At 71.1% G+C, this 13,844-nt stretch carries 13 protein-coding genes; 6 read left to right on the top strand and 7 right to left on the bottom strand.

Features of this window, described 5'->3' with window-relative positions:
• Window positions 1-178 precede the first annotated feature (178 nt).
• The 3 genes from QMG73_RS12910 to QMG73_RS12900 form a co-directional block, all read right to left on the bottom strand.
• Window positions 179-598, bottom strand: coding sequence for a YciI family protein (locus tag QMG73_RS12910; RefSeq protein WP_281895003.1), 420 nt, complete (start codon window positions 596-598; stop codon window positions 179-181).
• Window positions 599-684: 86 nt separating this feature from the next.
• On the bottom strand, window positions 685-1,353 hold the full coding sequence (locus QMG73_RS12905) for a response regulator transcription factor (RefSeq protein WP_281895002.1): 669 nt from the start codon (window positions 1,351-1,353) through the stop codon (window positions 685-687).
• The gene (locus tag QMG73_RS12900) at window positions 1,350-2,516 is read right to left on the bottom strand and encodes a sensor histidine kinase (protein ID WP_281895001.1); all 1,167 of its coding nucleotides are present in this window, start codon (window positions 2,514-2,516) and stop codon (window positions 1,350-1,352) included. The genes QMG73_RS12905 and QMG73_RS12900 overlap by 4 nt, the downstream gene beginning before the upstream one ends.
• 183 nt (window positions 2,517-2,699) lie before the next feature.
• Between QMG73_RS12900 and QMG73_RS12895 the strand changes: the two genes are divergently transcribed.
• Window positions 2,700-3,128, top strand: a complete 429-nt coding sequence (locus QMG73_RS12895) for a DUF6220 domain-containing protein (RefSeq protein ID WP_281894999.1) — start codon at window positions 2,700-2,702, stop codon at window positions 3,126-3,128.
• Window positions 3,125-4,984, top strand: a complete 1,860-nt coding sequence (locus QMG73_RS12890; protein ID WP_281894997.1) for a multicopper oxidase family protein — start codon at window positions 3,125-3,127, stop codon at window positions 4,982-4,984. Before QMG73_RS12895 ends, QMG73_RS12890 begins: the two co-directional genes overlap by 4 nt.
• Here QMG73_RS12890 and QMG73_RS12885 read toward each other — a convergent pair.
• Window positions 4,981-5,670, bottom strand: a complete 690-nt coding sequence (locus tag QMG73_RS12885) for a YqeB family protein (RefSeq protein ID WP_281894995.1) — start codon at window positions 5,668-5,670, stop codon at window positions 4,981-4,983. The two genes, QMG73_RS12890 and QMG73_RS12885, sit on opposite strands and share 4 nt — an antisense overlap.
• Window positions 5,671-5,872: 202 nt before the next feature.
• Between QMG73_RS12885 and QMG73_RS12880 the strand changes: the two genes are divergently transcribed.
• Genes QMG73_RS12880 through gndA form a run of 3 tightly spaced genes read left to right on the top strand, consistent with a single transcriptional unit; the run spans window position 5,873 to window position 9,120 of the window.
• Window positions 5,873-6,691 carry a hypothetical protein gene (locus QMG73_RS12880; RefSeq protein ID WP_281894992.1) on the top strand — a complete coding sequence of 273 codons (819 nt, stop codon included), beginning with the start codon at window positions 5,873-5,875 and terminating at the stop codon, window positions 6,689-6,691.
• Window positions 6,692-6,724: 33 nt separating this feature from the next.
• A complete protein-coding gene (locus QMG73_RS12875) occupies window positions 6,725-7,678 on the top strand; it encodes an SMP-30/gluconolactonase/LRE family protein (protein WP_281894990.1) in 954 nt (317 codons plus the stop codon).
• 11 nt (window positions 7,679-7,689) lie between these two features.
• Window positions 7,690-9,120, top strand: a complete 1,431-nt coding sequence (gene gndA, locus QMG73_RS12870; protein ID WP_281894988.1) for an NADP-dependent phosphogluconate dehydrogenase — start codon at window positions 7,690-7,692, stop codon at window positions 9,118-9,120.
• A gap of 55 nt (window positions 9,121-9,175) precedes the next feature.
• Here gndA and QMG73_RS12865 read toward each other — a convergent pair whose 3' ends face one another.
• The gene (locus tag QMG73_RS12865; protein WP_281894986.1) at window positions 9,176-9,817 is read right to left on the bottom strand and encodes a hypothetical protein; all 642 of its coding nucleotides are present in this window, start codon (window positions 9,815-9,817) and stop codon (window positions 9,176-9,178) included.
• Between the two features lie 19 nt (window positions 9,818-9,836).
• On the bottom strand, window positions 9,837-10,643 hold the full coding sequence (locus QMG73_RS12860) for a S1C family serine protease (protein WP_281894984.1): 807 nt from the start codon (window positions 10,641-10,643) through the stop codon (window positions 9,837-9,839).
• Window positions 10,644-10,852: 209 nt separating this feature from the next.
• On the opposite strand from QMG73_RS12860, the gene QMG73_RS12855 reads away from it, so the two are divergent.
• On the top strand, window positions 10,853-11,509 hold the full coding sequence (locus QMG73_RS12855) for a response regulator (RefSeq protein WP_281894983.1): 657 nt from the start codon (window positions 10,853-10,855) through the stop codon (window positions 11,507-11,509).
• Here QMG73_RS12855 and QMG73_RS12850 read toward each other — a convergent pair.
• Window positions 11,472-13,772: an HAD-IC family P-type ATPase gene (locus tag QMG73_RS12850; RefSeq protein WP_281894980.1), complete on the bottom strand. Its 2,301-nt coding sequence runs from the start codon at window positions 13,770-13,772 to the stop codon at window positions 11,472-11,474. The two genes, QMG73_RS12855 and QMG73_RS12850, sit on opposite strands and share 38 nt — an antisense overlap.
• Between the last annotated feature and the right edge of the window lie 72 nt (window positions 13,773-13,844).

Genomic DNA, 13,844 nt, shown 5'->3' with positions numbered 1-13,844 from the left:
GATCAAGGGCATTCCCAACGATCAAGGGCGAATACACGCGGAAAAGAGATCCAACCACGTGCATTCGCCCTTGATCGACGGACGGGGAGGGCCGCGCGCGGGGCGCGGCGCGCGCCCGGAAGGGGCGCGGCGCGCGCCCGGAAGGGGCGCGGCGCGCCCCGGAAGGCGCGGAGCGCTGTCAGCCCTCGGTGCGGGCGCGGAGTTCTTCCTCCTTGGAGCGGAGTTCCGGGGTGAGCTCGGGGCCGAAGTCGTCCGTCTCGAAGACCTGGCGGATTTCGATCTCGGACTCCTCGTTGTCCGGGTTCGGCACGCGCTTGACCCATTCGATCGCCTCGTCGAGCGACTTCACCTGGATCAGCCAGTACCCGGCGATCAGCTCCTTCGTCTCGGTGAACGGCCCGTCGATCACCGTCGGCTGGCCCGCCCCGAAGCGCACCTTGGCCCCCTTCGCGCTGGGGTGCAGACCCTCACCGGCGAGCATGACGCCCGCGTTCACCAGTTCCTCGTTGTACTTCATCATCGCGGTGAGCAGCTCCTCGCTCGGCATCTCGCCGGCCTCGGACTGCGGGGTCGACTTGACCAGAACCATGAAACGCATCGCGGTCTCCTTCAGGTGTGTCGGGTTACCTTCTGCCAACGCGTCGAACGGGAGACAGCCGGATCGACACCTCACCGAAAAAATCTTCAGCCCCCCAGCGACACCAGCCCCGTCTCGTACGCGGCGACGACCAGTTGCGCGCGGTCGCGGGCTCCCAGTTTGACCATCGCACGACTCACGTGGGTGCGCGCGGTGGCTGGGCTCAACGTCAGCTCGGTGGCGATCTCGTCGTTGCTCAACCCGCGCCCGACCAGGGCGAGCACCTCGCGCTCCCGCTGGGTGAGCACGGCCAGCCGGTCGTCGGCCACGTGCCGCACCACGCGCGCCGCGGTGAACTGGGCGATCAGCCGGCGAGTGATCCGCGGCGCCAGCAGGGCCTCACCGGCGGCGACGACTCGGATGGCGTGCAGCAGTTCGGCCGGGCCGCTGTCCTTGAGCAGGAAACCGCTCGCGCCCGCCTCCAGCGCCTCGAACACGTACTCGTCGGTGTCGTACGTGGTCAGGATCAGCACGCGCACCTGCTCCAAACCGCGGGTGCCGGCGATCTCCCGGGTGGCCTTGATGCCGTCGAGCACCGGCATGCGGATGTCCATCAGCACCACGTCGGGGCGGTGCGCGCGGGCGAGACTGACCGCCTCGGAACCGTTGGCGGCCTCGCCTACCACCTCGATGCCGTCTTCCGAGTCGAGCAGCAGCTTGAACCCGGTGCGCACGAGCACCTGATCGTCCGCGAGCAACACCCTCACGTCGGTCATGCGGGAACCACCGGCAGGCGGGCGAAGACCTCGAAGCCACCAGCCGCGCGCGGACCGGCGGTGAGCTCGCCGCCGAGCAGCTCGCACCGCTCCCGCATGCCCCGGATCCCCCGGCCGCCGCCGTTGCCCTCGGAGGGGCCGCGGCCTTCGTCGCTGACCCGGATCGTGAGGTTGTCGGCGCACTGCGCGAGCGCGACGGTGACCCGGGTCGGCCCGGCGTGGCGGATCACGTTGGTGATCGACTCTTGGAGGATGCGGTACGCGGCGGTGTCGACGGCGCCGGGCAGTTCGCGGAGCACCTCGTGGCTCTCCACCGTGACGTCGAATCCCGCCTCGCGGGCGATCCCGACCAGCTCGTCGACCCGGTCCAACCCCGGCGTTGGCGCCCGGCCGTCGTCGTCGGCCCCGCGCAGTACCCCGAGCGTCACCCGAAGCTCGCGCAGCGCCCGCGCGCTGGTCTGCTCGATCGTCACGAGCGTCGCGCGGGCCTGCTCGGGATGCTTGTCGAGCACGTGCGCGGTGACGCCGGCCTGCACGTTGATCACCGCGATGGCGTGGGCGACGGTGTCGTGCACCTCGCGGGCGATGCGCAGCCGCTCGGCGTCCACCCGGCGCCGGGCCTCCTCCTCGCGGGTCTGCTCGGCTTGTTCCGCACGCGCGTGCGCCTCGGCGATGAGCTTGCGCCGCATCCGCACCGAGACACCCATCATCGCCGCGAGGAACGCCGTGCCGATCCGGAAGAACAGCCAGCCCGGCTCGACCGGTGGGAACAGGAGGGCGGCGAGCACCCAGCCGGCCGTGACGAAGGGCAGCCCGCACCAGCTCAGCCACCGCGCGTAGCGCTCGTTTCCGTACGCGTTGACGGTGTAGATCGCGACGAACAGCGCCAGCCAACCCGGCCCGTCCGGGTACCCGGCCAGGTAGTAGACCAGGCTCGCGGCGGCGACGTAGATGACGACGGGCACGGGGTAGCGGCGTCGCATCGAGAGGGCGATGCCGCTCGTGGTCAGCAGGATCGCGTGCCCGTACATGCCGACCGTGTCGAGCGCGGCGAGTTCTTCGGGCGCGGACCGCTGCGTGCCGCTGATCTGCGCGTACGTCACGAACGCCGCGAGCAGCGCGTCCTGTGCCCATACCGGCAGGCGTCGGCTCATCAGGGGCATGGCGCGATCGTATCCGCTGGCCAGGCGCGCGAGATCCGTCCGCTGACGTAGCCGGGTACGCCCGTGCGCGTACCCGTCGCGCGCCCGACTTGAGCCCGATGCCGTACCCCATCGCCGTTTCCGGCCCGACGACCGGAGGCGCCCCACGCGGCACGCTGCCTCTCATCGAGAGAGGAGCCTCCCATGCGCATGGCCTACGTCGTGCTTACCCGGCTCGTGGGCGTCGCGATCCTGGTGCAGTTCTACTTCGCGGCGACCGGCGCGTTCGACCGGCCGCAGGAGGACGGGTCGTTCCGCCTGCACAGCATCAACGGCATGGCGGTCATACCGCTCCTGGTCCTGCTCGCGACCGGCGCCGCCGCCCTCGTCAAGGCGCCTGGCAAGCTGATCGGGCTCACGGTGCTGCCGCTCGGCCTCGTCGTCGTGCAGGTGCTCATCATCGCGGTGGGCAACGCCATCTCCGGGGGCGCCGACGACAACACGAGCCCGGCTGGGCTGGCGATTCTCGGCCTGCACGCGGTGAACGGCCTGGCCATGATGGCGGCCGCCGGCACGGCCGCGCGCCGCGCCCGCCAGTTGGCCGACGCCGCCCGGACGCCCGTCAGCGCATGATCGCCCAGCTCACCGCGGCGGATCTGGCGGCGGCGTTGCTTGCCACCGCTGGGTGGATCGGCGCGGCCGTGACGCTCGGGTCCGGTCGCCTGCTCCTGGCCAGGGCGCTGTGCGCGCTGGCGGTCGCCGCCTCACTCGCCCGCGTTGCCACCACCGTCACGCTCGCGGCGGAGGGCTGGTGGTTCGCGCAGGAGAAGGTCACCCTCACGCTGCCGTTGCTGCTCGCTGGCGGCGTAACCGCCGCCATCCTCGCCGGGCCGCGCGTTTTCGGGGGCGCACGGCCCGCCGGCGGCCCGGCGGTCGCGAGTCTGTTGACCGCCGGGTACGCCGCCGCGGCCGGCCTGATCTTCCCGCTGCTCATCGGGTACCCGGCGACGTGGAGCGCGGCCCTGCTGACGGTGGCCCTGGTCGGCGCGGCGACGCTGGTCACCTGGCGTGCGGCCCAGGTACGGGTGGCGCGGGCGGGCACGGCTCTGGTGGCGCTCGCGGCGGTGGTGGGCGCCGGGCTGGCCTTCGTGCCGGGCGACACGGTCGACGACGGCGGGGTGCCGAGCCGGCTCGCGGCCGGCCAGGCGCGACCCGTCAGCGCGCTGCGCGGCCCGACCGAGCCGGCACCGGGCGGGACGGTGCGGCGGCACGAGCTCACCGCTCGGCGGGCCACGATCGCGCTCGCCTCGGGCCGGACGGTGGCGGCGTGGACGTACAACGGGCAGGCGCCCGGTCCAGCGCTCACCGCCACCGAAGGCGACCTCATCGAGGTGACCCTGCGCAACAAGGACATCGATCGGGGTGTCACGCTGCACTGGCACGGGTACGACGTGCCGAACGCCGAAGACGGTGCGCCCGGCGTGACACAGGACGCCGTACTGCCCGGCCAGGAGTACACCTACCGGTTCCTCGCGAACCAGGTCGGCACGTACTGGTACCACACCCACCAGGTCTCGGACCGGGGCGTGCGGATGGGCCTGTACGGAACGCTGGTGGTGGCGCCGCGCGGTGCCGCGAGCACGGGGCTGGACCTGACGATCCCGGTGCACACGTTCGCGGGCATGGTGGTTTTTGGCACCCACGACCGCGTCGAGGCCCGGCGGGTTTCACCAGGCACACCCGTGCGACTGCGAATCATCAACACCGACAGCGTGCCACGGCGGTTCACGCTCGCCGGCACGCGGTACCGGCTGGTCGCGGTCGACGGAAACGACCTCAACGGGCCTGGCGAGTTGGGGCGCGACGGGTTGCGGCTGCCCGCCGGTGGCCGGTACGACCTGGCGTTCACGATGCCGGACGGGCCGGTCGCGTTGCTCGCGGGCGACGACCTCATGACCGGGCTGCGCCTGTCACCGGACGGCAGCGCGCCAGCGGTCGAGAACACCGCGGACTGGCCGGAGCTGGACCTGACCCGTTACGGCACGGCCCGAGGGCCGGCGGCGCCTTTCGGGGAGGAGAATCGCCATTTCACGATGGTGCTGGACCGGGGCGTCCGGCTGAGCGGGGGCCCGAAGTACGCGTACACGATCAATGGCCGCGCGTACCCGGGCACGCCGGCGCAGGTCGTTCGCGCGAACGACCTGGTGCGCGTGACGGTGGTGAACCGGGGCTTCGAGACCCATCCGTGGCACCTGCACGGGCACCGGGTGCTGGTGCTCGCGAAGGACGGCAGGGCCCCGACGGGCAGCCCGTTGCTGCTGGACACGTTCGACGTGCGGCCGGGCGAGGTGTGGGAAGTAGGCTTCCGCGCCACCAACCCGGGCGTGTGGATGAACCACTGCCACAACCTCGCACACGCCGACCTCGGCATGGCGCTGCACCTGACGTACGAGGAAGTGACCAGTTCATTCCACGATGGACACTCCTAACGCACCACTCGCACGTATTGGCGCTTCTTCTCGTCGCGTACGACGACGCCGAGCTTGACGAGTTCCGCCCGCAGGTCGGCCGCATCACTGCTGTCGCCCTTGCCGATCGCCTTGGCGCGCGCCTTGAGCAGGGCGTCGGCGCCGCTGGGCAGCTCGGGCGTCTCGGGCACCCAGCGGCGGTACTCGTCGCGGTAGGGGTCGCCGCCGTCGCGCCACGGGTACCCGTACTGCCGGAACGCCTCACGTACCCGGTTGGCCTCCAGATCGGACGGTTCCCGGGCCAGTTCCTCGCCCGCCTGTCCGAGCAGTACCAGGTGCTTGCCGTCCAGGAAGACGACCTGGACCGACGCGCGCGGAACGGCCCGTGACTTCCCCGCTCGTGCCAGGACGGCCTGCCCGCTGGAGACCGTGACGGTGAGCGCCTCCGCGGCGGCGAGGAACGCGAACACCAGCCCGGCGAGGCCGCCGATAGCCAGCGCGCCGATCGTGGCGAGCGGCTCGTCGAGCTTGTCGACCGCTTCGAAGACACCCTTCAATGGCGCCCACGGCAGCTCCGCGATCCAGCCGGCGACCGCCTTGAGCAACCACCCGATACCGGCTCCGGCCAGCGGAAACCCGGCCCAGACGAGCCCCCAGGCCCAGGCCGGGTATGACACGACGGTTTCATTACGCAGCTCCCCCAGCATTCGCTCAAGGTAGGCCCGCCGCGCCCCGCGGCGCTTCCAACTTTGGTCTATCTGCAGAGCGACTCATTCGGGCCGCTTCGTGAAGGGTTCACCACTGTCCGTGTTAGTGGTGTCCTTCATCCGCGACTGGCGCGAATTGAGCGCCTTTCGCTATGCCTGGCCTCCGACCTAGCGTGGCAGTGGAGCTAAAGGCGAGGCGGTGATGACTGTGTGGCGTTTCGCGGGCCGGCTCGGCACCGCGTTGGCGTGCGTGGCAGGTTTCGTGGCGGTGGCCGCGGGCCCGGCGTCCGCCGCTGAGGGCGTCACGGTCCAGATCACCGAGGTGTCCAGCCGTTTCGAGGCCGGCGCTCAGGCGCAAATGACCGTGGTGGCTTCCAAACGCACCGACCAATGCCTCAAGGTGCGTTGGTCGATGGTGCTTCGCGTCGACGGCATGCGTCTCAACCAGGTCGGCATCGATCGGGTCGAGGAAAACGGCTCGTTCCCGCTCGACGTGGAGTCCGACGGCGACGAGGCGCGGCTCACCGACGTACAGCTCGATCCGGGCACGCTGTGCCGCGGCCGCACGGTGACCGCGCGGTACGCGCTGCGGTTCGCCGACGACGTCGCGAACGGCCGGCTGTCGATGCAGGTCGGCGCTTTCGACCAGCGCGGCCAGCTGCTGGAAAGCGCCACCGTGACGCGCAGCGTCCGGGGTGAGAACTCATCCGCGCAGCCCAGCCCGTCCGAAGAGGCCACGGAAGAGCCCACGGAGGAGCCCTCCGAAGAGGCGACCGAAGAAGAGACCGCCGCGCCGGTGGCCGGTGGCGGCGTCGGCCAGCCCGTCGACCTCGATCGCACCAGTGGCGGCTCCGGGTTGCTCCCGGTCGGCCTCGCCATCGGCGGGATGATGGTCTTCCTCGGCCTCACGATGCTGGTCCGCACCCGTCGCAAGCTGAAGGCGCGGGGGGCACCGCTGGGGCGTCCCGGCTTCGGTGGCGTGTGGCAGGGCGGCGGGATGACCCGCCGGCAGCGACGCTGAACTGTTGGGGTCACATCTCGCGTACCACCTCATATGCGAATAAACCGGGTAGTGCTGGCCGGAGCCGCCACGGCGGCGCTCGCAACCGTGAGTGGCCTGGCCGTCGCGGGCGAGGAGCCGCCCGCGGCGGAGTTGCGCGACGAGATCACACTCCCCAACGGCTTCCAGCCCGAAGGCATCGCGATCGGCACGGAGCCGGTCGCGTTCTTCGGCTCCCTGGCCAACGGGGCGATCTTCCGGGCCGACCTTGTCACCGGTGAGGGCCAGGTGATCGGCGAGCCGCCCGGCACGCCCTCGGTCGGCATGAAGCTCGACGACCGCGGCCGCCTCTTCGTGGCCGGCGGCCGGGCCGGCGACGCCCGTGTGATCGACGCCACCAGCGGGGCCGCACTGGCCAGTCTCACGCTCGCCACCGAGGCGGAGAGCTTCGTCAACGACGTCGTTCTCACCCCGTCGGGCGCGTTCTTCACCGACTCGACCAACCCCGTGCTCTACCACCTGCCCGTCGACGCCTCCGGTGAGCTGCCCGCCCAGGACGATGTGGTGCGAATCCCGCTATCCGGCGCCATCGAGTACGGGGACGGGATCAACGCCAACGGCATCGCGCTCGCCCCCGACGGCGAGACGCTCCTGATCGTCCAGAGCAACACCGGCCTGCTCTTCACCGTCGACGCGGCCACCGGGGAGACGACCCGCTCCGAGGTGGTCGACGTCAACGGCGACGGGCTCCTCCAGAACGGAGACGGCCTGCTCGTCGTCGGGCAGACTCTGTTCGTAGTGCAGAATCGACTCAACACGGTGGCGGTGCTGGAGATCAACGGCACCGGCAGCCAGGCCGACCTGGTCGACCAGCTCAGCGACGAGCGGTTCGACGTGCCGACCACCGTCGCGGCCGTCGGCGACCTGCTCTATCTGCCCAACGCCCGGTTCGGCACCGAGGCGACACCCGACACCGAGTACAACGCCGTGGCGATCGCCCGGCCATGAGGAGGAAGACCATGACGGAGTTGGCGCGCATCGGGGTCACCGGGCTCGCGGTCATGGGCCGCAACCTGGCCCGCAACCTGGCGCGGCACGGGCACCCGGTGGCCGTGCACAACCGGTCCTACTCGCGGACGAAGGAACTGGTCGAGGAGTTCGGCCATGAGGGCACCTTCTTCCCCGCCGAGACCGCCGAGCAGTTCGTAGCCAGCCTCGAACGCCCGCGCCGGCTCGTCATCATGGTGAAGGCCGGTGGCCCGACCGACGCGGTCATCGACGAGTTCGCCCCGCTCCTGGAGCCGGGCGACATGATCGTCGACGGCGGCAACGCCCACTTCGCCGACACCCGCCGCCGCGAGGCAGCGCTCCGCGAGCGGGGCATCCACTTCGTCGGCGCCGGCATCTCCGGCGGCGAGGAGGGCGCCCTGCACGGGCCGAGCATCATGCCGGGCGGCTCCCCCGAGTCGTACGAGGCGCTCGGGCCGCTGCTCGAAGACATCTCCGCCAAGGTCGACGGGGTGCCGTGCTGCACCCACGTCGGACCGGACGGCGCGGGACACTTCGTCAAGATGGTGCACAACGGCATCGAGTACGCGGACATGCAGCTCATCGCCGAGGCGTACGACCTGCTGCGCCGGGGCGCCGGCATGGAGCCGGGCGAGATCGCCGAGGTGTTCCGTGGCTGGAACGAGGGCCGGCTGGGCTCGTACCTCATCGAGATCACCGCCGAGGTGCTGGCGCACACCGACGCCGCCACTGGCAAGCCGTTCGTCGACGTGGTGACCGACCAGGCCGAGCAGAAGGGCACCGGCCGCTGGACCGTGCAGATCGCCCTCGACCTGGGCGTACCGGTCAGCGGCATCGCCGAGGCCGTGTTCGCGCGGTCCCTCTCCGGCGACGCGGGGCTCCGCACGGCCGCCCGCGAGCTGCCCGGCCCGTCGGGTGCGCTGGCCGAGCCGGCGTACTCGCTGGTGGCCGACGTCGAGCAGGCGCTGTACGCCTCGAAGATCGTCGCCTACGCGCAGGGCTTCAACCAGATCCAGGCCGGCAGCGCCGAGTACGGGTGGAGCATCGACCCGGGCGCGATGTCGACGATCTGGCGGGGCGGCTGCATCATCCGCGCCAAGTTCCTGGACCGCATCAAGCAGGCGTACGACGCGGCACCCAACCTGCCGTCGCTGCTGGTCGACGAGTACTTCCTCGACGCCGTCCGTGGCGCGCAGGACGCCTGGCGGCGCGTGGTCGTGACCGCGACGCAGCTCGGCATCCCGGCACCCGGCTTCTCCTCGGCGCTGGCGTACTACGACGGCCTGCGCGCCGAGCGCCTCCCGGCCGCCCTGGTGCAGGGCCAGCGCGACTTCTTCGGCGCACACACCTACCGCCGCGTCGACCGCGAGGGCGCGTTCCACGTCCTGTGGGGCGGCGACCGCTCCGAGGTGGCTTCCTAAACCGGATTCCCGCCCGGTGATCACCGTCTTCTGTGATCACCGGGCGGGACCCGTATCAGGAGTCCACTGTGGCCTTTGCCTTCTCGCACGCTGTCGTCGCCTGACGCAGCGCGGTGTCCAGCGCGGCCTCGTTGTTGCGGCCCGCCGCGTCCAGCGCCTCGTTGAAGCGGCGCATGCACGGCACCAGCGCGTCGCGGTCCTTCGTCACGTCGGCGAGGCTGGTCTTGTTCTTGGCCAGCTCGTCGGTCACCGCCTTGAGGTCCGCCTCCAGCTTGGTGAGCTTCTCCTGGTTCGACGTGATGGTCTTGTCGCGCTCGGACACCTGGCTGGTCAGCTCCTGCTTGGTGTCTCCGAGCTCGTTGTTCTTCACCAGGAACAGGCCGGTCATCACGCCACCGAGCAGGAAGAGCGCGACCGCCGTGATGATGAGCACCGTCGTCGTGCTCGACCGCTGCGAAGGCGGCTGCGGCTGTCCATAAGGGACACTGGTCACCGCGGGCGCGCCCGACACCGCGTACGGCGGTGCGCTGGCGGTCGCGGGCCAACCCGACGTGGGCACCTGCGGCGGCGGCATCTGCTGCGGCGGCGGCATGGGCGGTGGCATCTGCGGTGGCGGGTAGCCGGCGGCTGGGTACGGCTGCTGCGGCGGCGGCATGTGCTGCGGGTCGTCCGGCGGCGGGTACCCGGGGTGGGTCATCGCTTCCTCCTGTGGCTGGTTAACAGAGGTTGAAGGTCGTGCACGCGGTGGCGATGGGTGTGGCCAGGCCGATCCCTTCCGCGTTGTTGGCCTTGGCGGTCGCGATCCCCACGACCTCCTTCGCGGTGTTGACCACCGGGCCACCGGAGTTGCCCGGGTTGATCGAAGCGTCGAACTGGATGTGCGGGCCAAGACCCACGCCCGACCCGGTGGGGCGCACGGCGCTCACCACACCCGCGGTGACGCTGTCGGACAGGCCGAGCGGCGCGCCCACGACGACAACCTGCTGGCCCGGCTCGGCCGGCTTCTTCGCCGTCGCGAGCCCGGTGAAGTCGAACGGTGCGCTGATCAGCGCGATGTCGGTGGCCTGGTCGACGTCGGTGACGGTGCCGGGGTACGTCTGGCCGTCGCGTTCGAGCGTGACGCTGGTCGAACCGCGCTTCCAGACCGCGTCGATCACGTGGTACGCCGTCAGGAACTTCGTGCTGCCGCCCGACGGGCTGCCCACCGCGAAGGCGGTACCCGTCACGTTGTCGGCGCTGACCTTGAACACGCTCGGCAGCACCGCGGCCGCGATCACCTGCGGGTTGAACTGCTGCCCGGCCTGCTCGCCGAGCTGGGCGACCTGGCCCTCCAGGCTGTCGAGCCGCTGGTCACCGCTGGCCTGTGCGGAGCGCGCGTCAGCGCGCGCCTCCTTCACGTCGTCGCGCAGGCTGGCGATCTGCCGCGCCTGCACCACCGCCACCACGCCGAGGACGACACACAGCAGTACCGCCAGCGAACCCAGGATGGGGCCGAGGGTGCTGCGCCTGACGGGGGCGGGCACGGGCGCACCACCGCTTACCGGCGGCGCGCTGGCGGGCGGACCACTGGACGGTCCACCCTGGAACGGAGCCGGGGGATTCTCCGGGTTCATGGCGCCCAGCTTTGCACTGCGACGCAACCTGTGATCAGGGCGTCCCTCAAGTCGTTAGGACGACTTGAGGGACGCCCTGATCACAGGGGTTGGGCCAGTCACCGGGTACCGTCGGCGTCATGATCCGCGTCCTGCTCGCCGACGATGAAGCCATGATCCGAGCCGGTGTCAAGGCCATCCTGGCCGCCGATCCGGGCATCGAGGTCGTGGCCGAGGCCGCCAACGGCCGTGAGGCTGTCGAGCAGGCACGCGCCCACCGGCCGGCCGTCGCCCTCCTCGACATCCGGATGCCGCAGCTCGACGGGCTGGCCGCGGCAACCGAGATCCGGCGCGTGGCCCCCGACACCGCCGTGGTGATGCTGACCACATTCGGCGAAGACGACTACATCGCGCGGGCGCTGGGTGAGGGCGCCAGCGGATTCCTGCTCAAGTCCGGCGATCCGAGGGAGCTCATCACCGGCGTCCACGCGGTGGCCGCCGGTGCGGCGTACCTCTCGCCCCAGGTTGCCCACCGCGTCATCAGCGAGTTGCGCGACGGCCGGATGTCGCGCGGTGCCGCCGCCCGCGACCGGATCGACGCGCTGACCGACCGCGAGCGCGAGGTGCTGGCCCTGGTCGGCGCCGGCATGTCCAACGCCGAGATCGCGCGCAAGCTCTATCTGGTCGAGGGCACCGTCAAGAGCTACGTGAGCACGATCCTCACCCGGCTCGACGTGCGCAACCGCGTGCAGGCCGCCATCATCGCGTACGAAGCCGGTCTAGTAGACGCTCAGTGACGACCAGCAGCGCGCCAGCCGAGACCGCGATCGCCACCGCGACGCCCGGCCCGCGCCAGCCGACCAGCTTGAGCTGGAAGAAGTCCTGCAGGAACGGCACGGCCAGCACGATCGCGAACGCCGCGCCCATGGCGGCCACCAGAGCCGCGCGCCACCACGTGTACGGGCGCGCGATGACGGCGAGAGCGAAGAGCGCGACGAGGAAGAGCGCGAGGGTCGCGGCAGACGTCTCGGCCGCCAGGTCGTCATAAAGCCCGCGGGCGTACAGGTACGTGCCAAAGGTCGCCGCCGCGGCCAGCACTCCAGCCGGTATCGCGAACCGCAGCACCCGCCCCACGAAGCCCGCCCGGGCCCGCTCCGCGTTCGGCGCGAGCGCGAGGAAGAACGCCGGTATCCCGATCGTCAGCGAGCCGACCAGCGTGAGATGGCGGGGCAGGAAGGGGTACGGCACCTGGGCGAGCACGACGACGATGGCGAGCAGCACCGAGTACACCGTCTTGGTCAGGAATAGGTTGGCGACCCGTTCGAGGTTGCCGATGACCCGGCGGCCCTCCCCGACGACGGCGGGTAGCGCGGCGAAGCTGTTGTCCAGCAACACGATCTGCGCCACCGCGCGCGTGGCAGGGCTGCCCGCGCCCATCGCCACGCCGATGTCGGCGTCCTTCAGCGCCAGCACGTCGTTGACGCCGTCGCCGGTCATCGCGACCGTGTGTCCGCGCGCCTGCAACGCCTTCACCAGATCGCGCTTCTGCTGCGGGCCCACCCGCCCGAAGACGGTCGTGCGCTCGACCGCGTCCGCGTAGGCGTCCGGGTCCTCCGGGAGCGTGCGCGCGTCCACCGGGTCGTCGGCGCCGGGAATGTCGAGCGAGCGCGCCACCGCGCCGACCGACAGCGCGTTGTCACCGGAGATCACCTTGACGGCGACGCCCTGTTCGGCGAAGTACCGCAGCGTGTCGCGGGCGTCGGCGCGCAACCGCTGGGCGATGACGACCAGCGCCACGGGTACGCCATCCCGCGCCAGCGCGAGCACCCGCAGCCCGCGTGCCCCGTACTCGTCCGCCTCCACCAGCGCGGGATCGCCGGCCGGCAGCACCACCTCCGGTGCACCCAGCCGCCACGTCGCGGTGCCGCCCGACGGGTCGGACAGCGTGGCACCGCTCCACTTCCGCGCCGACGAGAACGGAGTTCTACTGTGTACTGTCCAACCTGGCTGGTGCGGAAACGCCTCGATGATGGCCCGCAGGCTCGGGTTGGGGCGCTCCTCGGCGGTGCCCAGCGCGCCCAGCACCGCCTCGACGGGCGCGTCGGCCTCCAGCCTGAGCACCTCGGCGACCTCCATCGTGGCCTCCGTCAGGGTGCCGGTCTTGTCCAGGCACACCACGTCGACCCGGGCCAGCCCTTCGATGGCGGGCAGTTCCTGTACCAGCGTGCGGCGCTGGCCCAGCCGGATCACGCCGACCGCGAACGCCACCGACATCAGCAGCACCAGCCCCTCCGGCACCATCGGCACCAGGCCGGCGACCATCCGGCGTACCGCCTCGGGCACGTCGTCCCTGTTCACCATGAGCTGGCTGACCACGAGCGCGGCTCCGGCCGGGATGATGAGCCACGTCACGAACCGCAGGATCGCGTCGATCCCGTTCCGCAACTGCGAGTTGACCAGCGTGAACCGGCTCGCCTCCTCGGCCAGCCGCGCCGCGTACGCCTCACGCCCCACCTTCGTGGCGGTGAACGCGCCGCCACCGGCCACCACGAAGCTCCCCGACAGCACCTGGTCGCCGGGCTGCTTGACCACCGGGTCGGCCTCGCCGGTGAGCAGCGACTCGTCCACCTCCAGCTGGTCCGCCTCGGCCACCACGCCGTCCACCACGATCTTGTCGCCCTGGCCCAGCTCGATGAGGTCGTCCAGCACGATCTCGGAGGCGTCCACCTCGACGGCGTACCCGTCACGCCGCACCACGGGCCGCGCCGCGCCCACGATCGCGAGCCGGTCGAGGGTGCGCTTGGCTCTCAGCTCCTGGATGACGCCGATCAGGGTGTTGGCGATGATCACACCGCCGAAGAGGGCGTCCTGGATCGGCCCGACCGCCAGGATCATGATCAGCAGTACGCCGATGATCGCGTTGATCCGGGTGAACAGATTCGCCCGGATGATCTCCCCGACGCTCCTGCTCGCCCGCGCCGGTACGTCGTTCACCCGGCCCGTCGCGACCCTCTCGGCCACCTCAGCGGTGCTGAGGCCCCCCGTGCTGACTGTCAACATGCTGGCGACGCTAGGCCGCGCCATGGGGCACCCGCACCGGCCAAAGGATGTAAGCCGGCACTCACTTTCGGC

It is taken from the genome of Phytohabitans aurantiacus (assembly GCF_027923225.1).
Lineage (GTDB): Bacteria > Actinomycetota > Actinomycetes > Mycobacteriales > Micromonosporaceae > Phytohabitans > Phytohabitans aurantiacus.
The sequence above is the reverse complement of the archived record's forward strand: the minus strand, read 5'-3'. Positions and strand labels throughout refer to the sequence as shown.

Coding starts and splice junctions, on each gene's coding strand:
- QMG73_RS12910 (WP_281895003.1), bottom strand. CDS start 598: ATGCGTTTCATGGTTCTGGTCAAGTCGACCCCGCAGTCCGAGGCCGGC.
- QMG73_RS12905 (WP_281895002.1), bottom strand. CDS start 1,353: ATGACCGACGTGAGGGTGTTGCTCGCGGACGATCAGGTGCTCGTGCGC.
- QMG73_RS12900 (WP_281895001.1), bottom strand. CDS start 2,516: ATGCCCCTGATGAGCCGACGCCTGCCGGTATGGGCACAGGACGCGCTG.
- QMG73_RS12895 (WP_281894999.1), top strand. CDS start 2,700: ATGCGCATGGCCTACGTCGTGCTTACCCGGCTCGTGGGCGTCGCGATC.
- QMG73_RS12890 (WP_281894997.1), top strand. CDS start 3,125: ATGATCGCCCAGCTCACCGCGGCGGATCTGGCGGCGGCGTTGCTTGCC.
- QMG73_RS12885 (WP_281894995.1), bottom strand. CDS start 5,670: ATGCTGGGGGAGCTGCGTAATGAAACCGTCGTGTCATACCCGGCCTGG.
- QMG73_RS12880 (WP_281894992.1), top strand. CDS start 5,873: ATGACTGTGTGGCGTTTCGCGGGCCGGCTCGGCACCGCGTTGGCGTGC.
- QMG73_RS12875 (WP_281894990.1), top strand. CDS start 6,725: ATGCGAATAAACCGGGTAGTGCTGGCCGGAGCCGCCACGGCGGCGCTC.
- gndA (WP_281894988.1), top strand. CDS start 7,690: ATGACGGAGTTGGCGCGCATCGGGGTCACCGGGCTCGCGGTCATGGGC.
- QMG73_RS12865 (WP_281894986.1), bottom strand. CDS start 9,817: ATGACCCACCCCGGGTACCCGCCGCCGGACGACCCGCAGCACATGCCG.
- QMG73_RS12855 (WP_281894983.1), top strand. CDS start 10,853: ATGATCCGCGTCCTGCTCGCCGACGATGAAGCCATGATCCGAGCCGGT.
- QMG73_RS12850 (WP_281894980.1), bottom strand. CDS start 13,772: ATGTTGACAGTCAGCACGGGGGGCCTCAGCACCGCTGAGGTGGCCGAG.